The 22,377-nt window shown below is 51.1% G+C and carries 20 protein-coding genes; 12 read left to right on the top strand and 8 right to left on the bottom strand.

Annotated features, from left to right (window positions below):
- Positions 1–13 precede the first annotated feature (13 nt).
- Positions 14–943 carry an alpha-1,2-fucosyltransferase gene (locus PsW74_RS23360; protein ID WP_063287222.1) on the bottom strand — a complete coding sequence of 310 codons (930 nt, stop codon included), beginning with the start codon at positions 941–943 and terminating at the stop codon, positions 14–16.
- 211 nt (positions 944–1,154) lie between these two features.
- Here PsW74_RS23360 and PsW74_RS23355 point away from each other — a divergent pair, with 211 nt between their 5' ends.
- Positions 1,155–1,853 (top strand): HAD family hydrolase, encoded by a 699-nt coding sequence (locus tag PsW74_RS23355; protein WP_063287223.1) that lies wholly within the window; start codon positions 1,155–1,157, stop codon positions 1,851–1,853.
- A 233-nt stretch (positions 1,854–2,086) separates the two neighbouring features.
- Complete coding sequence (gene tyrS / locus PsW74_RS23350; protein WP_063287224.1) at positions 2,087–3,358, top strand: tyrosine--tRNA ligase; 1,272 nt, start codon at positions 2,087–2,089, stop codon at positions 3,356–3,358.
- Between the two features lie 158 nt (positions 3,359–3,516).
- On the opposite strand, the gene PsW74_RS23345 is transcribed toward tyrS, so the two are convergent.
- The 4 genes from PsW74_RS23345 to PsW74_RS23330 form a co-directional block, all read right to left on the bottom strand.
- Positions 3,517–4,314 (bottom strand): hypothetical protein, encoded by a 798-nt coding sequence (locus PsW74_RS23345; protein WP_153041674.1) that lies wholly within the window; start codon positions 4,312–4,314, stop codon positions 3,517–3,519.
- A 243-nt stretch (positions 4,315–4,557) separates the two neighbouring features.
- On the bottom strand, positions 4,558–5,655 hold the full coding sequence (locus tag PsW74_RS23340) for a site-specific DNA-methyltransferase (protein WP_063287226.1): 1,098 nt from the start codon (positions 5,653–5,655) through the stop codon (positions 4,558–4,560).
- A gap of 371 nt (positions 5,656–6,026) precedes the next feature.
- A complete protein-coding gene (locus tag PsW74_RS23335; protein ID WP_063287227.1) occupies positions 6,027–6,728 on the bottom strand; it encodes a DUF3223 domain-containing protein in 702 nt (233 codons plus the stop codon).
- A 79-nt stretch (positions 6,729–6,807) separates the two neighbouring features.
- Positions 6,808–8,028, bottom strand: coding sequence for a glycerophosphodiester phosphodiesterase family protein (locus tag PsW74_RS23330; RefSeq protein WP_063287228.1), 1,221 nt, complete (start codon positions 8,026–8,028; stop codon positions 6,808–6,810).
- A gap of 304 nt (positions 8,029–8,332) precedes the next feature.
- Here PsW74_RS23330 and PsW74_RS23325 point away from each other — a divergent pair, with 304 nt between their 5' ends.
- Positions 8,333–9,811 carry an AMP nucleosidase gene (locus tag PsW74_RS23325; RefSeq protein ID WP_063287229.1) on the top strand — a complete coding sequence of 493 codons (1,479 nt, stop codon included), beginning with the start codon at positions 8,333–8,335 and terminating at the stop codon, positions 9,809–9,811.
- A gap of 64 nt (positions 9,812–9,875) precedes the next feature.
- On the opposite strand, the gene mutY is transcribed toward PsW74_RS23325, so the two are convergent.
- Complete coding sequence (gene mutY / locus PsW74_RS23320; RefSeq protein WP_063287230.1) at positions 9,876–10,928, bottom strand: A/G-specific adenine glycosylase; 1,053 nt, start codon at positions 10,926–10,928, stop codon at positions 9,876–9,878.
- Between the two features lie 146 nt (positions 10,929–11,074).
- Between mutY and PsW74_RS23315 the strand changes: the two genes are divergently transcribed.
- A complete protein-coding gene (locus PsW74_RS23315) occupies positions 11,075–11,602 on the top strand; it encodes a DciA family protein (RefSeq protein WP_208985563.1) in 528 nt (175 codons plus the stop codon).
- 35 nt (positions 11,603–11,637) lie between these two features.
- On the opposite strand, the gene PsW74_RS23310 is transcribed toward PsW74_RS23315, so the two are convergent.
- Positions 11,638–12,129, bottom strand: coding sequence for a hypothetical protein (locus PsW74_RS23310; protein WP_152986677.1), 492 nt, complete (start codon positions 12,127–12,129; stop codon positions 11,638–11,640).
- A 509-nt stretch (positions 12,130–12,638) separates the two neighbouring features.
- Here PsW74_RS23310 and PsW74_RS23305 point away from each other — a divergent pair.
- From PsW74_RS23305 to PsW74_RS23275, 7 genes are all read left to right on the top strand, one after another.
- A complete protein-coding gene (locus PsW74_RS23305) occupies positions 12,639–13,280 on the top strand; it encodes a DsbA family protein (RefSeq protein WP_057462890.1) in 642 nt (213 codons plus the stop codon).
- Between the two features lie 93 nt (positions 13,281–13,373).
- On the top strand, positions 13,374–16,832 hold the full coding sequence (smc, locus tag PsW74_RS23300; protein ID WP_063287231.1) for a chromosome segregation protein SMC: 3,459 nt from the start codon (positions 13,374–13,376) through the stop codon (positions 16,830–16,832).
- A 196-nt stretch (positions 16,833–17,028) separates the two neighbouring features.
- Positions 17,029–17,403 carry an AtpZ/AtpI family protein gene (locus tag PsW74_RS23295; protein WP_108817844.1) on the top strand — a complete coding sequence of 125 codons (375 nt, stop codon included), beginning with the start codon at positions 17,029–17,031 and terminating at the stop codon, positions 17,401–17,403.
- A 52-nt stretch (positions 17,404–17,455) separates the two neighbouring features.
- Positions 17,456–18,223 carry a F0F1 ATP synthase subunit A gene (locus PsW74_RS23290; RefSeq protein ID WP_063287232.1) on the top strand — a complete coding sequence of 256 codons (768 nt, stop codon included), beginning with the start codon at positions 17,456–17,458 and terminating at the stop codon, positions 18,221–18,223.
- 73 nt (positions 18,224–18,296) lie between these two features.
- Complete coding sequence (locus PsW74_RS23285; protein ID WP_008549639.1) at positions 18,297–18,524, top strand: F0F1 ATP synthase subunit C; 228 nt, start codon at positions 18,297–18,299, stop codon at positions 18,522–18,524.
- 100 nt (positions 18,525–18,624) lie between these two features.
- Positions 18,625–19,176, top strand: coding sequence for a F0F1 ATP synthase subunit B (locus PsW74_RS23280; RefSeq protein WP_063287233.1), 552 nt, complete (start codon positions 18,625–18,627; stop codon positions 19,174–19,176).
- An 11-nt stretch (positions 19,177–19,187) separates the two neighbouring features.
- Entirely contained in the window at positions 19,188–19,673 is a 486-nt protein-coding gene (locus PsW74_RS23275; protein ID WP_057462886.1) for an ATP F0F1 synthase subunit B, read from the top strand.
- Between the two features lie 100 nt (positions 19,674–19,773).
- Here PsW74_RS23275 and PsW74_RS23270 read toward each other — a convergent pair whose 3' ends face one another.
- Positions 19,774–20,760, bottom strand: coding sequence for a hypothetical protein (locus PsW74_RS23270; RefSeq protein WP_063287234.1), 987 nt, complete (start codon positions 20,758–20,760; stop codon positions 19,774–19,776).
- A 1,073-nt stretch (positions 20,761–21,833) separates the two neighbouring features.
- On the opposite strand from PsW74_RS23270, the gene PsW74_RS23265 reads away from it, so the two are divergent.
- A complete protein-coding gene (locus PsW74_RS23265; RefSeq protein ID WP_063287235.1) occupies positions 21,834–22,352 on the top strand; it encodes an invasion associated locus B family protein in 519 nt (172 codons plus the stop codon).
- The last annotated feature ends 25 nt before the right edge of the window (positions 22,353–22,377 follow it).

The following is a 22,377-nucleotide window of genomic DNA, read 5'->3' as shown; positions in this document are numbered from 1 at the left end:
GGCATTGCAGGCACTATAATCGCTGCCAGTGCGGCGGAACAATCAAACTGTCATCCAGATTGGGGTTCTTGAACCACTTAAGCGGCGCTATCACGTGTTTCTCTTCATCCCCGTTCAAAAAAGCAGCCCACCAGCTGAAGGTGCTGTTGGCGGTGACGATGTGATCGCAAGATGACATAACCATCAGATCTTCATAGTCTTTTCCATCCTGCATCGGATCCGCAAAAAACACATTGGCTTGCTGCGGAACCACCTCACGCGCTCGTTCAGGGCTGTCGGAGAAGACATAGAAGGTCAGGCCGGGAATGCGCTCTGAGAGGAAATCCATCGCGCCCTTGTAATAGCCAGCAGAGCACAACCCAAAATTCTGTAGATTGTGCGCCTGACTATAATCGCCATAGCGCACATGCAAGGCAACGGATGGCCCGGAGTTGATCCGTTGCAGCAGTTTCAGCCGCTCAAGCACCATTGGTTTCTTGAGCGTGATCTCTTCTCGCAACTGCTCCATGATGGAGAATGGCATCTCCCACTTCTGCCAGTATCCGTCCAGATAAGCGCTTTGCTTGAAGACGGGCGTATCTCCATCTCGCAGCAACTCGTCCTCGCGGATGTAGCGGCGCTGATAGAAGGGATAGAACTTGCGGCATATCTTGACGGTTTGCCCAAACCCCTGTGCTGGCCAAAGCACTGCAGACATTTCAGATTCAGTGGCAGATAAACCCTGCGTTTTGAAAAGGTTGAGGCAATAGGAGCGGTTGAAGTACTGCGCGTACTCACTGTGGTCGAAACGAAGTTTCATCCCCGTTTCAAGCGCGATTTTTCGCCCGAAAGCATACTGAAAAAGCTGATTGCCAATGCCGCCACGGATACGGACAATCAATGTTGGTTTGAGCTTGCGCCGTCGCGCAGCACCAGACTTTCGCACCTGAGAAGCAACTGACATACGTCCCCCGTACACAAATCAGCGTGTTTACCCCTCAGCCTACCGGAGCTTTGGCAAAGGCTCACTACTAGGTTTTTGGGAGTAAATCTCCTAGGTCGAGCTGAAACCGTGCTAGGTCTGCGAGGATAAGTTGTAATGAACCCCCGCGGTATCATGAAAATGCCATTCTTGCTGACAACACTGCACTCGATATAACCAATTGGATTTGCTTATGAACTACGAATTACTTATTTGGGATTGCGACGGCTGTTTGATTGATAGCGAGTGGATTGGCTGTCAGGTAGAGGCCGAAGGCTTCACCAAAGCTGGATACCCCATCAGCACGGAAGAAATGATCGCCCGCTTCTGCGGTGTGTCATCTGCAGAAGTATTTGGCCAGGTTGAAGCGGAAATTGGCGTCAACATCCGCCACCACGAGGCGATCGTAAATCAGGATGAGGCGCTCAAGGCAGCCTTTGAGCAGCATCTCAAGCCAATCGCTGGCATCCATGAAGCCTTGCATGAGTTGGACAACTCATTCCCGAATTTGCAAATGTGCATCGCCTCTGGCAGTTCCATGGACCGCCTGGAACATACCCTCAAGCTCACAAATCTATATGATCGGTTTGAGAATAAATATTTCTCGGCTGATCTGGTTGAAAAGGGCAAGCCAGCGCCAGATGTGTTCCTGAAAGCAGCAAGCGAGATGGGCGTCGCTCCCGAAAAATGCGTGGTTGTTGAAGACAGTCACCTCGGCTTGCAAGCTGCCCGGGCAGCAGGCATGACCGCCCTCGGCTTCACCGGAGCCTCCCACGGCAACGCAGATTTACACAGCCGCCTTGAACAGCAAAACCCAATGGCAATCTTTAATGATATGAAAGAGTTAGCCGGTCTCATCAAAAAGCTTAATATGCTCAAAAGTACGGCTTGAGGATCGCCGAGCAGCACAAACTGCCAAAACTTTCTTGACAGGGCAGGGCCGTTGCGGTCATACACTTGGGCATGAACAAGAGCCTGACCATCATTTCTGCGGTTTATTATTATGCGCCCGACATATCGGCGGCCGCGTTCCTATAAACTCATGTAAAATTGAGGTCAGAACCAAAAGCCGCCGCGTAGGCGGCTTTCGTGTTTTAGCTCTCCTGCGCGGCGAAGGGGAGCATTATGAAACATGCAATGGTAGATACAACGCGCTGCTTCCGTCCCAAATCTGAAGCCCTTCAACTGCTGATCGATCGCGGTTTCCTGCATCAATGCACGGATCTGGAAGCGCTGGACGAAAAGCTCCAAGCTGGCCCCATCACAGCATACGCTGGGTTTGATGCAACCGCCGACAGCTTGCATGTCGGCCACCTGCTGCCATTAATGGCCATGCGTTGGTTGCAGAAAACCGGACACAAACCAATCCTGTTGGTGGGCGGCGGTACCACGCGCGTAGGCGACCCAAGCTTCCGCACTGAAAGTCGTCCGCTGCTGGATGATACCCAGATAGAACACAATCTCGCAGGTATCCGCGCAACCGTAGAACGCCTCTTCGACTTGTCTGAAGGGCAGGGCCAAATCGTCAACAACGCTGAATGGTTGGATGAATTCCGCTTCCTCGAGTTCCTGCGGGACTTCGGCACGCACTTCACCGTCAACCGCATGATGACCTTCGACAGCGTCCGCTCCCGCCTTGAGGCACAACAACCACTCTCCGTGCTCGAGTTCTGCTACATGATGCTCCAAGCCGTTGACTTCGTTGAGCTCAACCAGCGCTTCGACTGCACATTGCAGATTGGCGGTTCTGATCAATGGGGCAACATCGTCAATGGTGTGGACCTCGGTCGTCGCTCCGGCAGCCAGCTCTTTGGTTTCACCCTGCCACTGCTGACAACAGCCTCCGGCAGCAAAATGGGCAAAACCGCAGAGGGTGCGGTCTGGCTCAACCCATCCCGCCTATCCAGTTTCGGCTTCTGGCAATTCTGGCGCAATGCAGATGATGCGGATGTGCCGCGTCTGCTGAAACTCTTCACCGACTTGCCACTGGGCGAAATTGATCGCCTGTCTTCCTTACAAGGGCAGGAGCTGAATGAGGCCAAGAAAATCCTGGCAACACAAGTCACCGGCATCGTCCACGGTCTGGCCGCAGCAGAAGCAGCCCTTCAGCAGGGAGAAGCCCTGTTCAGCGGTCAGGAAGACCTCTCTCAGCCAACCCACGAGCTACCTCTATCCCTCCTCGCCAAACCACTTGGCCTGCTGGACCTGCTGGTTAAAACCGGCTTCGCCACCACCAACAACGAAGCCCGCCGCCTCATCCGCGGAGGCGCCGTCCGCCTGAATACATCCATCGTTCTGGAAGAAACCCGGATGATTTCGGAGGGCGATCTGAAGCCGGGTGAGCGCCTGACACTTGCAGTGGGTAAACGCCGTAAGGCACTGGTGGAGTTTGTGTAACCGGGAAAACAGCATGCAGTTAGAAATGTTCTGACTGCATGCTCGCTGATAAAATATCGCAGACCACCACGGGGTAGTGATGCGACTGCAACATGCACTTAAACCATCCTCAGCCCTGCCGACAACTGAGGTTTGCTCTAAGATTATTTATTCAGCTTTCATAGCTTTTTAGGCTTATCGGATGGAGGCTCGGTGACGAAAGACTTGATCCAATTCTTTAGTACGGTGCCTTGTTCACTCCCCACCATGCTGTAGGGATAGTATTCTCGCTCTGACCAGACTATTCGTGCCTTAACTTTTTGATGTTTTGAGCTTGGTATAGGAAAAAATTGTTTAGCTTGGCCGATCTTAAGCAGCTGCTTTAAGTACCCCTTCAAATAGGTATTATAATGGTGAACCACTAAGTCTGGCAGAATAAGGGTGTGGCCATAATGGAATTTTCTCTCACCCATAAACTCTTCAGATAACTTGACAGGCATGTAAACTGCCTCGCCGTTCTCTGAGTTATGCAGGTAAAAGAAAGTCCCGGAGAGATCACCTTCATCAACGAAAAAAATACCTTTCTTTCCAGGATAGACAGTATTTTTAACGATATCTGCTGTGTCTATCCTTATAGATTTTTCTATAAGATTACTTAGATCAGCAGCAATCGTTTGCTTTTCACCAAGGGGGAGGAAAGCAGCGATATTATTCTGATCCATATTGTCCTGCGGAGATAGGGCTGTGTCTGGATTGCCCACGAAAAGTAGTAATTTGGGCTTTTCGTTGCGAAATATTCCAAGTCCGCTTTTATGTAACGGTCTAAGGCGTGTAATTGATTTATGTTTACCTGCAAAGTATAGACTTGGCATTTGCCCGTCTACGAGCGCAAATGTGCCTTCGTTGAACCTGATTGTCCCGAACAGAAGTTTATTTTGGTCTATCTCTGGTATTGGTGTTTCAATTTCCTTACTCATTTGCTTCTCCATTCTTGTTATTCTTAATTGGCCAGCGCAAAGATGCGTTCAGGCTACAGATAACGAGACGGATCATAGATGTGATTGTGAAAACAGATCTGCGGGCACCACAGCTAAGCAAGTTTATGTTTTCAGTAAAAAAAGCCCCCGCCGGTTAGGGCAGGGGCCAAGTCATATGGATATGAAGCAGGGACAAACCCTGTAAACCGTGGGGCGAGGTCGCCACACGAACTGTGTAAGACGCTACTTAGGCATTTGCGAGCGGACGACTTCCCGAAGGGCGTCAACCGGCTCAAGAGCCTTGCCACGTTTAATGTGCCAGAAGGTCCAGCCATTGCAGGCTTGCTGACCTTGAACGAGCGCACCCACCTTATGGATGGATCCTGAATGCTCGCCGCAGATCAAAGAACCATCGGCGCGAACCGTAGCCTTGAAGCGTCCACGGGCATCGGTCAGTTCCGCGCCCGGTGTCAATAATCCTGTCTCCAACAAATTGCCAAACGGAACCCGTGGAAGGGAGCGTTTGCCTTGTGTCATCGCCAGAAAATCATCGTTGGCAGGTGTAACCCGATCAATCCGTTCGGAAGCTGCTTTAATGTAAGAGTCTTCACGCTCACATCCCACAAAGTGGCGGCCAAGCTTCTTGGCAACAGCACCAGTGGTGCCTGTGCCAAAGAATGGATCAAGGATCACATCGCCCTGGTTTGAAGTGGAGAGCAGCACGCGGTAAAGCAGGCTCTCCGGCTTCTGAGTTGGATGCACTTTGTCGCCGTTGTCGTCCTTCAGGCGTTCGTGACCAGTGCAGATAGGCAGCACCCAGTCAGACCGCATCTGAAGATCGTCGTTAAACGTCTTCATCGCATCGTAGTTAAAGGTCGGCTTGCTCTCTTGTGAAGGGCAGGCCCAGATGAGCGTCTCATGAGCATTAGTAAAACGTTTGCCACGGAAGTTCGGCATCGGGTTTGTTTTCAGCCAAACCACATCATTGTTGATCCAGAACCCAAGGTCCTGCATCACCGCACCAACGCGAAAAATGTTGTGATAAGAGCCAATAACCCAGATGGACCCGTTTGGCTTCAACACGCGGCGAACCGCCTGCAGCCAAGCACGAGTGAACTCATCATAAGCTTTAAAGCTGGAGAACTGATCCCAGTGATCATCGCAGGCATCTACCTTTGAGTGATCAGGTCTGTGCAGATCTCCGCCCAGCTGTAGGTTATAAGGGGGATCGGCGAAAACCACATCCACGCTGTTGTCTGGAAGCTTGTTCAAAGCCTCAACACAGTCGCCCTTAATAATTGTATCAAGCCAGTCTGGCTTGGTGGAAATGTGGGGTGCCATCAAGGACACCCCTTCTTTACGCTGTACTCTCATTGCGACGCAACACCTCACGCAATTCATGAGTGCTATGGTTACCCACTATGGTAAACCAGAGGTTAATAGTGGATATCTTTTATTCTTTTAGAATCAACGCTTTATTTACAGATTCGAATATTCGTCTCGAAGTTAACTCCCATTAATATTCGACCGCGGATTCCCTTGGGGTAGAGGTTTATGAGGAGTTAAAATGGCGAAAATAGAGACCCTAAATATTTTTTTGAGAGTCAAGCTTTTTTGCTGGCTAAAAAGAACAAGGTAAACGCACTGCGGGGACAGCGGGCAAATCGGTTAACGAGTGTGGCAGCGAAAAAGTATGAACTTAGGTGGCTGCTTTATGTCTCGTAAATTTTATTAATGCTGTTATGTCCATGATGCATCCTATGGCCTTCAATCGATACGATGCGCAGTTTTGCGTTTTTGTTGTGAAAGCCTATCCATCGCTGGCGAAAATCATTGTCAGAAAATACAGCCTCAACCTGCTCACCATGCGATATTTCGACAGAAATGCAGTCCGCATCAACGTTCTCGAGGTGTAGAAACTCAGCAACTAGATCGGTAAAAGTTGGCGATAAGTGATCTACGTGGCATTTGAACTGTTTGATGGTAGAGTGTGTAACCGGACATATTATCTGTCCGCCATGTTTGTTGAAGGTATTGTCGCGCCATCTTAAAATGTATGGTCGAACCGCCTGACGAAAAGCTTCTGAAACTCTATCTGGGTGGCTACGTCTTTGCGCCTCGAAGCAAACTTTATAGCTAAAACGTGCGACGGATCCATCTACTCGCTCGACACCAAATCCATGCCCTGACCGAGTTGAGCCATTACTGTATAATCCGATACGCCGAACACCGAGGCCAACTTTTTCTGAACAGCTTGGATGGCGTTGCAATGCATCGAGAACAGCAATTTCAGCTTGCCCAGACAAGAAGTCTCCAGGTAAATGATCGTCCTTGATTTCACGTATGTAGGCTACTGCTTTACTCTTGCTGGTAAACCACAAGCTGCCAAGCTTGACCTGTTCACTTATGCCCATAAACCTGCCAATTGCTAAATGCTGTCCATTGCTGACTTAGATGGGCGCAACTTGATAGTTGCACCCGCCTTTTTTGCAGCTACTCAATCCCCATGCAATTGGCGTAGAACGTGACGGTCGCTGGCCAGTCAGAAAACACACCGCTCACCTTCACGTCCTGTGCCAGCACATCCAGCAGCTCATAAACGCTGCCTTCGCTGGTGATCGCATCATTGATGCTGCGGTAATACCAGCCGCCTTTGTTGTGAGAGAGCAGGCCGGAGCGCTCCAGCGTCCAGGTGAAGATCTTGATGCCAGCCTCATTCGCAGCCTTTGCATAAGCAGATGGCACGATCTTCCCGTTATCCAGAGTGACAAGCATCCAAAGAGGCGGGGAGATATAGTTCACGCCCATCTCTTTCAGCTCAGCCATGGACGGCTTGAAGCTGGTTGGATCGGATGTGTCAAAGCCCTGCATACGGAAGCGTCCATCAAGGAACACGGCCTGCTTGCCAAACTCAGGCTCATTCTTGATCCAGTACAGCACATCATCCAAAAAGAAGGACTGAGGATAAACGTCAGAGGCCGGAACACCAGCTGCTTTATATTCATCAATCAGCTTCTGAGCGAAATCTTCCTGAGTGAACCCATCAAATGGCATTTTCACACTTGGGCGCTTCAACTCCGGCGTAAACTTAACGCCCTGTTCTTTGAAGAGCTCAATGGACTGAGCATGGGTCATCAAAGTGCCACCAGCACCAGCTGCCGCATAAAGGTCTGTGCGCCAGTCAGCTGTGCCTTTCAGGAAGTCCTCAACCGTTGTTGCAGCTGGATTAGAGGCGTCCATCTTGCCGGTGAGACCTTGGAACTCCGCCAATGTGATCTCAGAGGTTCTGCACTCCGCCGCTGCCTTCTCGTCATTGGTAGCAGCAGTAAACGGAGCAACACACGTGCTGGCCAGATCAGTCGCGAGGATATCTGTCGTTGTCGCCAGATCATTTTGAGAATGACGGCAGACCAGCTCTTTGTCCTTGGTGAAGGTAACATCGCATTCCTGCACCCCCGCACCCATCACAGCCGCGGCTTGATAAGACTCTAACGTATGCTCAGGAAACTGCAGCGGTGCCCCACGGTGCCCGATCGTGAAACTGGAAGCCTTTGCAGGATTGCCGATACAGGCGCGCAACTTATCCTTCAACGGGCTCTCTTGCATCTGCTCAACGAGAAAAGCAGGCCGCGGCCCCAACTGGGCAGCTTGTGCGCTCACAGTAAGGCAGGTGCCAGCCACCAAACCAAGCGCAGCAGTACGAACAAAGTGCATAAAAAGATCCCTCCCGATCATCTGAAGCGTAGTCCCGCAAAGTGCCTCTAGAACTCGCCCATGCAATTTTCGGGATAGTTTTACAGAATAAACTGAAGGAGATAAGGGTAAATATGTAGCTATGAATCTCAATTCTGTGTGCAGAGCTGAATCTGACGCTGCGTGAAAATATCCTCACTCACTAAAAAATAAACCATATTTGTCCGCAGTTTGTCTTGACCCTGTCGTAAACATCCCTCAGATATATAGTGACACGAAAGAGGAGAAACTGAACGTGTCGACTATATCCGATAGCGACGTTGTGATGGAAAGCCGTTCCATCCGTACGCCTGAGACAATTCCCCCACAATCCTTTAAAGATGCCAGTGAAGCTGTTGCGCACCTGATCTATCTGTTTGATCGGGCGACTGACTTTCTACGTGAGAATTTTAAAGAGGCTGCACAGGGCAGCATGTCGGAAACCAGGGTCAGAGCATTTTACCCGGAACTGCGATTTGAAGTATCCAGCCACATCCGCGTTGATACGCGCCTGTCCTATGGCTTTGTGGCAAGGCCTGGCAAATATAAGACCACAGTCACCCGGCCAGATCTGTTTAAGAACTACCTGGAACATCAGATTGATCTCCTGATCAAAAACCACGGTCTTGAAGTGGTGATCGCTGAAAGTGATCAGCCGATCCCGCTGCACTTTGCCTTTTATGATGGTGCACACGTGGAAGGCGCTTTGCCATCCAGCGAAGAGCGCCCGCTGCGTGATGTGTTTGATGTGCCGGATCTTGCCGTCATGGATGATGCCATCTCCAATGGCACCTACCGTTCAAAAGATGGCTTTGAGCCGCTGGCGCCGTTTACGGCTCCGCGCGTGGATTATTCCCTGCATCGCTTACAGCACTACACCGCAACCGCGCCGCGCTATTTCCAGAACTTCGTGCTCTTCACAAACTATCAGTTCTACATTGATGGCTTTGCGCAGATGGCAAAAGAGCTGATCAATGATCCGGAGAGCGGATATGTGGCCTTTGTCGAGCCGGGCAATCTCATCACCTATGCAGGTGATAAAGAGCCGCGCGAAGGTGTGGCCCCGCTGCGCCTGCCACAAATGCCAGCCTATCACCTGCTGCGAGAAGATAACTCCGGTATCACCATGGTGAACATCGGTGTTGGCCCGTCCAATGCAAAAACCATCACCGACCACATTGCAGTGCTTCGCCCACATGCCTGGTTGATGCTCGGCCACTGCGCTGGGCTCAGAAGCAGCCAGCAGCTCGGTGATTACGTACTGGCTCATGGTTATGTGCGTGAAGACAAGGTGCTGGATGCTGACCTGCCAACATGGGTTCCAATCCCGCCACTGGCAGAAGTGCAGGTCGCGCTGGAAGATGCCGTTGAAAAGACCACCGGTTACAGCGGCTATGACCTGAAGCGTGTGATGCGCACAGGAACCGTAGCCTCCATCGATAACCGCAACTGGGAACTGCGCGACCACCGCGAGCCGGTGCAGCGTTTCTCCCAGTCCCGTGCGATCGCGCTGGATATGGAATCTGCAACCATCGCTGCCAACGGTTTCCGCTTCCGCGTTCCTTATGGAACCTTGCTCTGCGTATCAGACAAGCCGCTGCATGGGGAATTGAAGCTGCCCGGCATGGCGACAGACTTCTACCGGACGCAAGTGAACCAGCATCTGGAAATTGGTGTGAAGACCATGGAGGTCCTGAGGGAAATGCCGTTGGAACGGCTCCACTCTCGCAAACTCCGCAGCTTCATGGAAACCGCATTCCAATAAGCACTGATCAGCATTTGTAGAAACAAGAAAAGCCGGGCTCCAGACCCGGCTTTTTGCTGCGCACTTAAATCACGCCACCGGCCTTCAGCGCTTTCATCATCACTGTTGGCAGGGCTTCTCCCTCAAGCTCATCTGGTGCTGACCACCAATAGCCGTCAGGTTCATCATAATGCGCTGGTGCCTGTGCCTGCCAGACGCTCATTTCCAGATGGAAATGCGTGAAAGTGTGCTTCACATCCTTCGGCGTACGCACCCAGTCCGCAGTGATCGGAGCATGTGAGAGGTCTTCCATCGCTGCATTATCTGCCCAATGCGTGGTGATGGGCTCACTCATGCCAGCAAGCAGTCCTTTATCTTTGCGTTTGCGCAAAAGAATGCGGCCACGTGCATCGCTGAGCAGAAAGGCCATACCGCGTCGTGTCGGTTTCACCTTCTTGGGGGCTTTGCGTGGCAGCGTGTCCGCAATGCCTTGCCTGCGACCCTCACAAACATCCATCCACGGGCAGATGCCACAGGCCGGAGACTTCGGCGTGCAGATCGTGGCACCAAGGTCCATGATGGCCTGCGCAAAGTCACCGGGTCGGTCATGCGGCGTCACTTCAGCCATCAACGGCTTCACTTCAGCTTTGAGGGCAGGGAGCTCTGTCAGCAATGCGTGGCGGCGGGACAGAACCCTCTCCACATTGCCATCAACCACAGCTGCATGGCGCCCAAAGGCTATCGTGGAGATTGCAGCAGCCGTGTAAGGACCGATGCCGGGGAGCTTTAAAAGCCGCTCTTCTTCCTCAGGAAAACGCCCATTGTGATGCAATTGGACAAATTTTGCACACTTATACAGATTTCTTGCACGGGAATAATAACCAAGCCCAGCCCACGCTTTTAGGATGTCTTCTTCCTCCGCATTGGCCATATCAGCAAGTGTTGGCCATGTCTTTATGAAGAGATTGAAGTAGTTTTTCACTGCCGCAACAGTAGTCTGCTGAAGCATGATTTCTGAGAGCCAGACATGGTAAGGGTCTGGTTTTACACCGGAAAGTATATCAGCTGGAGCTGTTCGCCATGGCAGTTGGCGAGAATTTCTGTCATACCAGTAAAGAACAACTAGATTATCTTGCATGGTTTTGTGGGTTAACCTTGGTTTTGATCCCTAAATAATTGGGGTTCCCTTGGTAATTCATGGTACCGCGGAAAACGGGACTGAATTAAGACTAATATAAAGCAATGGTCATATATGTGCCTTAATCTAATGGCGTGATGAAGACGATGAAAGCAACTGCGCAAAATCGGGTTTCCAGGAGATCAAGCCATCAGTTAAACGAGCTGATTGGTAAGACCATGCACCCTGTCGCGCGCAAGCGCGGATTTGCCAGTGCCGACCTTCTCACCGCCTGGCCAGAACTTGTCGGCAAGAAGTATCACGGAAAAGTACAGCCCGGTAGGCTTGTTTGGCCAAGAGCCAAAAGCTCTGAAGGAGAGCCGGTTGCAGAACCTGCAACACTTCTTGTTCATGCGGATGGCTCCACTGCTTTGTTTTTTACGCATGAAGCTCCACAACTGCGAGATCGGATAAACGCCTTTTTAGGCTGGAATGCGGTTGGCCGCATCAAGGTTGTGCAGCGTCCGGCGCTCAGAACCAAAAAAATCACACCAAAACCGCTTCGTGAGCTGTCAGAAATTGAAAACCGCCGCATCGAGCAGAAGGTTGCCTCAGTCTCTGATGAACGGTTGAAGAATGCGCTGGAAAAGCTCGGCAAGAACCTCATTGCCCGCACACCTGCAAGCAACTCCTGATCCATCCTTAAAGACCTGCAGTTCTGAATGTGTGATTACTGGCTGACCACCAGATCATGCCCCTTTGCGGTATATCCCAGCAAAAGGTCAGGGCGCTCCATCAAAAGATAGGCTGTCGTTGTTTCCTGCGCATTCCGCAGTTCAATGGTATCACCATTCACCGCCCACGCCGTCACGCTGCTCAGCTCTTCATTGGTGCAGCCGCTTGTTGCTGCATGTCCGTTTGGAAAACTGCTGGTCACAGCTGGTGTCACAACAGCAGCGCCTGACGGGGTCTTGCTAAACTGGACCCGACAAGGAGCTGAGCTGTTTCCGCTGCCCTCGCTGACGACCCAATTCGTAGAGGTAAGTGCGCCCAAATCTGCGGTGCCTGTATAAATTGTATTGGATGTCGCAGGTATAGCAGTCGTTTCAATCGTCGTTTCTTGAGTAGTTGTAGGTATAGCTTCGACGAAATCTTCAGATACAGAGGCTTGGCAGGCAATCAGTGGTGTGCTGAGAAGCATTAAGGTAGTCAAGCGCTTCATAATGTATCCGTATATCTTGTTAGAGAGTTCTATAAATATTTAATAACTCATTAATGAGGCAAAAACAAAACAACACGAGAAATTATTGTTGTTTTCCATGCATAAATTCTGTGGGTATGTATTAGCAGTGCAAATTTAATCATGGCGGATATCTTGGAACGCTCTCTGCCCGTTTACCGCGAAATGGCAGAACCCCTTTGTTTTAAACGAAAAAAATCGTTTTCTCGCCTAACGTATGCGTCAATCCAGCTGCCTTACCAAAATTTAATATGACTACTCAGGATATTCGGTAGCATCCGACAAGTATTTGCCATAGTTTCCTGAAAACCAATTGTTGCTGGAAAGCGAGCTGTGGGCATGGCTGTATTCTGCGGATGTTCACCAGTTTGTGATCAATAGCTCTTGGGTTGGAGTGGTTATACTCCAGACCAGATGCTGGCTGTCTTTATGGCGATAAACGCGCCGGGTCAGCCAACAGGGCAACACATTTTAACTTGGGATAGAAAAACGTGACACTCTCTCGCCGTAAGTTTCTTGAGCGCACCAGTGCTCTTACAGCCGCTTCTCTTGCCTTTGCCGCTATGCCAACTGTTGCCTCTGCACAGACCTATTCCGAGGCAGACCTGAATAAGGTTGGCCCGTTGGGTGATAAGGTTATCGGCCAGGCAGACGCTCCCGTCACTGTCATTGAATACGCCTCTTTGACATGTGGTCACTGCGCCAACTTCCACAACACCACATATAAAGAGCTGAAGAAGAAATACATCGACACCGGCAAAGTGCGTTTCATCTTCCGTGAATTCCCGCTGGATACAGTCGCCGCAGCTGGCTTTATGCTTGCGCGCTGTGCACCGGAAGACAAATACTTCGACATTATGTCTCTGATGTTCGAACAGCAGCGCAGCTGGGCATTCACCAATGATCCATACAGCGCCCTGTTGAATATGGGCAAGCAGCTCGGTTTCACTGAAGAAGCTGTAAAGGCTTGCTTGACGAATCAGGAAATACTAGACGGAGTAACCGAAGTTCGTGACTACGGCTCAGACACTCTGGGTGTAGATTCAACACCGACCTTCTTTATCAACGGTGAAAAAGTAAGCGGAGCACTCTCTCTTGAGGAGTTCAGCAAGTACGTGGATAAGAATCTGTAAGACAAGCGGGCAGCCCTCAGGGCTGGATCTCCTGCTCGCAGATCTATGCGCGTATGATCGCTTACATCCTGTTGTAAGAGTAGGGGGCGCTCCATGAAGTTTCAGCGCCTCCGTGTCCTTGGGTTCAAATCTTTTGTTGAGCCTATGGAGTTTGTCATTGAAGACGGCCTGACAGGCGTTGTCGGGCCCAATGGCTGCGGAAAGTCCAATCTTGTAGAAGCGCTGCGCTGGGTTATGGGAGAGAGCTCCTATAAGAACATGCGCGCCTCCGGAATGGATGATGTAATTTTCTCGGGCAGCCTCAACCGCCCGGCGCGTAACACAGCCGAAGTGACGCTCTTTCTCGACAACCAAGATCGAACAGCACCCACTGGATATAACGACAGTGACACGCTGGAAGTCACCCGCCGCATCGAGCGTGAAGCTGGCTCTGTCTATAAGATCAACGGCAAAGACGCTCGTGCAAGAGACGTACAGCTGCTGTTTGCCGACGCCTCCACCGGTGCGCGCTCACCGGCAATGGTGCGACAGGGGCAAATCGGCGAGCTAATTTCGTCCAAGCCAACATCGCGTAGAAAGATCCTGGAGGAAGCCGCAGGCATCTCCGGCCTGCACAGCCGCCGGAAAGAAGCAGAAATCCGTCTGCGGGCTGCTGAAACCAATCTGGAACGTCTGGAAGATGTGGTCGTTCAGATTGAGGGACAACTCGACGGCCTGAAGCGGCAGGCAAGACAAGCCACCCGCTACCGCAACCTCTCCTCAGAAATTCGCAAGGCCGAAGCGACGATCCTGTATCTGCGCTGGCAGGAAGCAACATCCGCGCTGGACGTTGCCCGCAAGCAATATGCGGATGCTGAAATCGGAATGCGGGATATCGCGGGTTTGCAGGCGTCCACGGCGAAAGAGCAGGCACTTGCCGCTCATGAAATTCCAAAGCTCAGAGAAGCCGCAGGTGGCGCCGCTGCTGCACTCCAGCATCTGATTATCGCGAAAAACGATCTTGAGTCAGAAGACCGCCGGATCAGGGAAAAGCTGATGGACCTTCAGGCGCGTCTTGCTCAGATGGAGCAGGACATCGAGCGTGAAGCACAGCTTGCTAGCGAAAACACCAGTCATCTGGAAGAGCTGGAAGAGGAAAAACAAGAACTCCTCGAAGCTGTCGAGACTTTGGACGAGCGTGCGGCTGAAGCTGAAGAACTGGTGTTGATCGCGGAAGATAATCTCGATGCCAGCGAGATGAAGCACTCGCGGATCACTCAGGATCACGCTAGCCTCCTTGCCAAGCACACGCAGCTCGACAATCAGATTTCCGGCATTCGCCAAAAGAGCGCCCGCTTTAAAGAAGAAGCAGACCGCTTCAAAGGCCAACTTGAAGCTGTTGAGGCAGATATTAAAGCGGCCAGTGGCCCAAGCGATAAGCGCGAAGAGCTGGAAATGGCTCTGGAAGAGCTGGCTGAAGCAGAAGAAACCGCAGTTGAAGCGGAAGAAACTCTGGCTACGGCACGCGAAACAGAAAACAACTGCCGTAACCCATTGAATGAAGCACATTCAGCTCTTTCCAGATATGAGACAGAAGCCAAGACACTGCAGGCCGTCCTTTCTGCTGGCCAAAGCGGAGATTGGACACCTGCTGTAGACCGCATGAGCGTAAACCCGGGTTTGGAAACAGCGCTGGGTGCCGCCTTGGGCGAAGACCTTGATGCTGCAATGGAAGAAGATGCGCCAGTCTGTTGGAGCCTGAATGCGGGGGCGGGCAGTGATCCTGCCCTTCCAGCAGGTGCAACACCACTTTCCGAATATGTGCAGGCGCCCAATGAGCTGGCACGCCGTCTCGCTCAGGTTGGGCTGATTGAGGCTGAACACGGCTCAGCTTTGCGCAAAGAGCTGAAAGTTGGCCAGCGACTGGTCAGCAAGCAAGGGGATCTGTGGCGCTGGGATGGCTTGATCATCGCAGCAGACGCACCAACACCAGCTGCACAACGCCTTGCACAACGAAACCGCTTGGCGGAACTGGAAGACCTTGTCGAACAGACGAGGGATCTGGTGGAAGAAAAGAAAGAAGCGCTGGAGACGGCAACCGAGCTCAGGCGTCAGGCTGAAGTTGCTGAGCAGGATATGCGTCAGAAACTGCGTCTGGAGCAATCTCGCATTGTCGCCTTGCGTGAAGAACTCGCGACTGCTGAGCGTGCCTTAACAGAGTTGTCGGTTCGTAAAACAACGCTTGAAGAACAGCTCCGCCGCGCAAATGAAGATTATGAAGAGACTGCGGCTTTGCTCGAAGAAGCCGAGAGCGCTCTGGAAGAACTACCGGATATTGCAGGCGTAACAGCTGAGCTGGAAAGTGCGTCCAAAGATGTTTCCACCTGCCGCAGCAAACTGGCAGAGGCCAAAGGAGCCACCGATGCGCTGAAGCGGGAAGGGGAGCTGCGTGCGCGGCGCCTTGAAACCATTGAACGCGACAGACAGAATTGGGTTCAGCGCGCGCAAAACGCAGACAAGCAAATCTCCGTCCTGCGCCAGCGTCGTGATGATGCCGCAGAAGAGCGTCTCATCCTGTTGGAGAGCCCGGAGGAGATCGAGCTCAAACGTCAGGACCTGATGAATGGCCTCACATCTGCAGAGAGTGCACGCAAGGCAGCTGATGACAAACTCGCGGAAGGTGAAAAGCGCCAGCTGATCGCCGACCAGAAGGCCCGTGAAGCCATGGAAGGCTTATCTGGTGCTCGCGAGCGCAAGGTCCGTGCCGAAGAGCGCCTTGAAGCAGCCAAAGAGCGCCGCCTGGAAATTGAGCGCCGCGTGGATGAGGTGCTGGAAGTCAATGTCTCTCGTCTGCATGAGATGGCCGGACTGTCACAAGATGCACCTTTGCCGGATGCCGAAGGTGCCGAACGCAAGCTTGATCGTTTGAAGGCTGAGCGGGAACGTCTTGGAGGCGTAAACCTGCGTGCTGATGAGGAAATGCAGGAAATTACGGAGCAGCGAGACACGCTGATCACCGAAAGAGACGACCTGATTGAGGCCATCAGGAAGTTGCGCACAGGAATCATGAACCTGAACAAGGAAGCGCGAGAGCGTCTCTTGAGCTCTTTTGATCAGGTCAACGACCACTTCAAGCGTTTATTCACACACTTGTTCGGCGGTGGAACGGCAGAGCTGAAACTGGTGGATGCGGAAGACCCTCTCGATGCTGGTTTGGAGATCTTCGCACGCCCTCCGGGCAAGAAGCCCCAGACCATGACACTGCTTTCAGGGGGAGAGCAGGCTCTCACCGCCATGGCGCTCATATTCGCAGTTTTCCTTACAAATCCTGCCCCAATCTGTGTTCTGGATGAGGTTGACGCTCCGTTGGACGATGCCAATGTTGAGCGTTATTGTGCTTTGCTGGAGGATATGGCGCAGAACACGGCAACGCGTTTCACCGTCATCACGCACAACCCGATTACCATGGCGCGCATGTCCAGATTGTTTGGTGTAACCATGGCTGAAAGAGGGGTCTCACAGCTCGTTTCAGTAGATCTTGAGACGGCTGAACGATTCACCGAACCAGCCTAAAATAGGGTACAATACGGCCTTGAAAGTATCCTTTATACGTATTCTCTGTTAGAAACTCTGGAAACTCTTTAGATATCAGTTATTTAGCTTAAGTAGCTCTAACCTTGACAGTGCAGATCACGAGCATTATGGTGCCCCCGACTTTCAGGGGCATCCATGTCTTTGAACTATCTGCCGGTATCTAGGAAGAATGAACATGTCTCCCGATGAGAATAAGCAGAGTGAAAAAGACATGAAAGAAACTGATCGTCACCTGTCTGAGCGGCTAGAAAAGCTCGGCAAAACGTTGGATACACGCTTGGACGAAGCCTCTGCTAAAGAGGAACCGAACAAGACCAGCGCGATGTCAGGCTTGTCACAGGCTTGGAAGATGTCTTCCGAGTTTATTGCCGCTATCTTTGTCGGGGGGGCACTCGGCTGGATGGCGGATAGCTGGATCGGGACCAAGCCGTGGGGGATGATAATTCTCCTTATGCTTGGCTTTGTTGCGGGAATATTAAACGTCCTTCGGGAGGCGGGCAAAGTCGCCGGTCCTGAAAGACGGATGAATTCCGGCAAGAAGCAGGACTAACTAATTCATCGCGCTCTTGCGCTCGTAAATTGGCACTTCAGGGGTACTACCTGTGGCTGGAAATTCAGGCAACGCGATCGATCCGATCCACCAGTTTCATATCTCCAAGATCTTTCCTGTGGAGATTGGCGGTGTTGATTTCTCCTTTACCAACGCTTCCTTGTTCATGGTTGTCACCGTCGCTGTAGCGACCTTGTTCCTCGTTCTGTCTACCAACAGACGTGGTCTGGTCCCAAGCCGCGCTCAACTCATGGCGGAAATGTCCTACGAGTTTGTTGCTGCCACATTGCGAGGATCAGCAGGCAATGACGGAATGCGGTTCTTCCCGCTCGTCTTCTCCCTGTTCATGTTCGTATTCGTTGCAAACATGCTCGGGATGTTCCCATACTTCTTCACCGTTACAAGTCAGATCATCGTGACATTTGCACTCGCAATTCTCGTGATTGGCACTGTAACGATCTACGGTTTCTTCAAGCACGGTGCAGGCTTCCTTAAGCTGTTCGTCCCAAGTGGCGTTCCAGCTGGGGTTATTCCTCTGGTCTCCGCGATTGAAGTTATCTCTTTCCTTTCACGTCCAGTTAGCCTGTCCGTTCGTTTGTTCGCAAACATGCTTGCTGGTCACATCACTCTGAAGGTTTTCGCAGGTTTTGTTGTCATGCTCACCGGCTTCGGTGCAGTTGGCATCGCATCTGCGATCCTGCCTCTGATACTTACAGTTGCCATCACGGCTCTTGAGTTCCTCGTGGCATTCCTTCAGGCCTACGTCTTTACCGTTCTTACGTGCATGTATCTTGCAGATGCGCTCCATCCGAGCCACTAAGTAACGTGTAGAATCCGGGTTTCAAACCCAAAACAAAGTCATAGACGAATTTGCTAGTTTAGGAGCACTTGTCATGGAAGCAGAAGCAGCAAAATACATCGGTGCCGGTATCGCATGCCTTGGTATGGGTGGTGCAGCTCTCGGTCTTGGTAACATCTTCGGCAACTTCCTTGCCGGCGCACTGCGCAACCCATCTGCTGCAGATGGACAGTTTGGCCGCCTCATCCTCGGCTTTGCTGTGACCGAAGCTCTCGGCATCTTCTCCCTTCTCGTCGCACTTCTGCTGCTGTTCGCAGTATAATCGACGACAACGATTAGAGCGTTTTATGATGACGGTTCCTCATGGTAGGGACCGTCTCTAAAATCATAAAACGTTACGAAGAGCGTTCACGGAGAAGTTGATGTCGAATACTCAAGGCAACCTGAATACAACTGCCGAAGTTGGCATTGTAGAGGAGGGCGGTAGCTTTCCTCCGTTCGACAGCACGACTTACCCGTCTCAGCTGTTGTGGTTGGTTCTTTCCTTCGGCGTTTTCTACTGGGTAATGTCGAAAGTGGTCCTCCCACGCATCGGCGGTATCCTTGAAGATCGTCGCGATCGCATCGCAGGTGATATGGCAGAAGCATCCCGTCTCAAACAAGAGACAGATGAAGCCATTGCATCCTACGAAAGTGCTCTAGCCCAAGCGCGCAAAAAAGCCACTACCATGGCTCATGATGCACGTTCTAAGGTGAAAGCAGAGACAGAAAGCGCCCGCGCAGCGGCTGAAGAGCAGCTGGCAGCTAAGCTTTCCGAATCTGAACAGAGCATTTCCAAGATCACAGCTGAAAGCCTGTCTCATGTTGGCGAAATCGCCGCCGAGACAACAGGCGAGCTTGTAAAGGCACTTATCGGTGGCCGTGCTCCAGCGAAAGCTGAAGTCGCCAAAGCCGTTGATGCTGCACTTAAGTAAGGGGTGACAGAATGTTCGATGCAAGCCTTTGGGCACTCGTTGGTCTCATCCTCTTCTTTGCCCTGCTGTGGTACCTGAAAGTACCTGGCAAGGTTGGTGCAATGCTTGACCAGCAAGCGGACAACATCAAGCAAGAGCTTGAAGGCGCCCGTAAGCTGCGTGAAGAAGCTCAGGCTCTGATGGCCGAGTACCAGCGCAAGCGTAAAGAGGCTGAAGCGGAAGCAGATCAGATCGTTGCTGACGCAAAAGTTGAAGCTGATCGTCTGGCTGAAGAAGCCAAGGCAGCTCTCGAAGAGATGATTGCACGTCGCACCAAAGCAGCCGAAGCGAAAATCGCTCAGGCTGAAGCAAATGCGATTGCACAGGTTCGCTCCCGTGCTGCAGATGTTGCAGTTCAGGCAGCTGAAACCATCGTCGCTTCCAGCACTGCCAAAGAAGAAATTCAGGATAAAGTGCTCAAGCAGAGCATCAAACAGGTTTCTGAAAACCTGAATTGATCCTCAGAATTTCTGACAAGAATATCAAAAAAGGCTCCCGAATTTCGGGAGCCTTTTTCTTTGTCTAAACATTACTTGGCTTCAGCGTCCTGATAACAAACTAGACATGCCATTCAGCAAGTCCCAACCGTTCTGAGGTGTCGATTTTAATTGGCAATGGGCTGTCATCAGGCTGGTGCATCAAAACAACGTCCGCTTCCGTGCAGTGCGTCAACAACGCAATGATGCTGCCTGAGCTGAACGCATCAGCGTGTATGGTGTTCCCGGGCACCAGAATACCGCTGCCATGTGGAACAAGGAAGTTGGTGAGAGCAAACTGATCTTCTTCAAGCTGCGTCCCTACAGTGATCACAATCTCACTCTGTTCAGAAGCTGGCATGAACACATGCGGGAAGTCGTGCGTCTCAATAAAGAAACCATTCGCCACATCCAGCCGGTACTGGGGGTAGGCCTTGCCAAACTCATACTCAACAGCATTCAGATTGCCATCAAACTTCAGCGGGACTGTCTGTCCTTCATCGAAGATTTTGACCCCGAAGGCCGCCGCTATGTCATCCCGGTTAGGACTGATTGGCGTCACAAGAGGAATGTCGAGGCTTGTCTCAGCGGAGGCAAACAGTCCGCTTGCGCCAAATACGTTTCCGGGTGCAGGAACCTGTACGGTTGATGCATCCAGCCATCTGCCCTGCGTTTGCAGATATGACCCATCAGGCAAATTCGCGATATCAGCAGGGGAGGCAGCAACTGACTTGTGTGTATCAGCTGTTTCCTGAGCTGGTGAGGCGCTGGTTAGGAACGGGGCTTTAGCAGACAGCACTGCATCTTTGCCACCCTCCACGACGTTGTGAAGCGCGTTTGTCGTCATTCCGAGTTTGTCATTCACCATGCGATGAACAGAAACTGCAGCAAGACTGGAATCCACTTGCCGCTCCGGAATAGCAGGATTGTATTTTACGTTGATACCAAGATCTCCAAGATGACGTTCCTTATACGTCTCTTGCAGATCAGCAGGCTTGGCAGTGTTTTGAACCGCCTGTGGTTGGACTGGGAGGGTCTCGTTCCGCACGGCACCTGTGATAGCTGGCATTTCAATGCTCCTGAATTTAAAGTTGCAATGCCGCCATGATGTGAGCTGTTACGCCTCTGGGTTGTGTCAAAATGCACTCAAAGGCGAGTAAGTGCCGCTAGGTCATTCAACTCTGCGTTATAATGCGAGAGCGTTGGAAAAGCCTGTGTGCTTGAGTTCAAAGCAGGAACGCCTCTTTTTAATTAGCTCTGACGGCTAGTCGATATCATCGCTGACAGTACGAAACACACATTTCCATGCACAATTCTAAGCGATCACATGAACACCAATAGTGGCGTCCCTAAAAGAAGTGCCGACCTCCCACGAATTGCAGAAAATTCTGCCGCGAGGGCTAAATGAGTACTTTAAGAACGCCAGTTTCCTGCACTTTTTAGTGGCATATATATTGCTTTATTGAATTCTGAATTTTGCTTAATTTATGAGTTTTGACCAAATGATGAGCCACGCTAATTTTTCACTCGCCAAACCACTCACTTCTGTTCGCATTGAGGTTGATGAAGGAAGGCAAGTCAACGCCGAAGAAGCGCGCAGTTTTATTAGGCCTAGTGGGCACATAGCTGCATATATGGCCACCTTGAAGAACAATTAGTGAACAAGCTATTGGCAGGTTTTCCTCAGTGGAATGTGTTGCTTGCGACCTTATGAACTCATAGCTCCGATGCTGACCAAAGCCGAGAACATACTATAAACATTAGATTGCTTGATGTTTGTCTAGCTCCATTTTGAGGAGCATCTATCGGTGGTGAGGGCCGGATCACGATCTACATTTGTCAGGTTGCTGCGTGATGTTTATTCTTTTCATTGATGCTGGTGCTGGCGACTCGCCAGTTAATTCTTGCCTTCGAGGATTTAGGAAAGGTTAGTTCTGGTAGGTGATTATTTTTCACTTAGTTCAACAAATATAACCAGTAATAGTTGGCGTGTTGAATATTTAAGTAATTTTGAATAAATGGATTTGATTTTGATTATTTAGTTAAATTTGCATTTAATTATTTAATTGACGGTTCCCACATCAGAAGGTCATCTTCCGCACGCGTAAGTGCGCAAATCATTATTTGGATGATGGATTTTCGATGAATAAGATACTGTCCGCACTGTTGGCATTTGGGCTTATGTCAGCAACACCTTCATCTGCACAAGAGCTGCCGAGTTCCCAAGTGGAAACTTACAAGGACTGGACGCTACGCTGTGTTCCGGTTGAAGGTAAGCAGACCTGCCAGATGATGCAGGAATTATCATCCAAACAATCCGGACAACGAGTATTAGCGTTTGTGATTGATAAGCAAGCTGGTCGAGCTCCAGTGACAGGAACATTAATCTTGCCTTTTGGTCTGGAACTTGATGCCGGGATCAATGCAAAGATTGATGAGCAAACAGCGTTTGAGAGGCTTGCCTTTTCAACGTGCCTGCCTGCTGGGTGTCTTGCTCCAGTTGAGCTGAGCGATGCGCTTACTGAGCAGCTTAAGACTGGTCAGAACCTGACATTAACGCTCAAGTCCATCTCTTCTCAACAACCAGTTTCAATTGAGTTGTCTCTGTCTGGCTTTTCTGCAGCTTTTGCGCGCCTGAACGCTCTTTCTAATCCGTCCTAAGCTTCTCATTGCTGCCATTTGTCTG

This window comes from Pseudovibrio sp. W74 (assembly GCF_001623085.1).
In the GTDB taxonomy this organism is placed as follows: domain Bacteria; phylum Pseudomonadota; class Alphaproteobacteria; order Rhizobiales; family Stappiaceae; genus Pseudovibrio.
The sequence above is the reverse complement of the archived record's forward strand: the minus strand, read 5'-3'. Positions and strand labels throughout refer to the sequence as shown.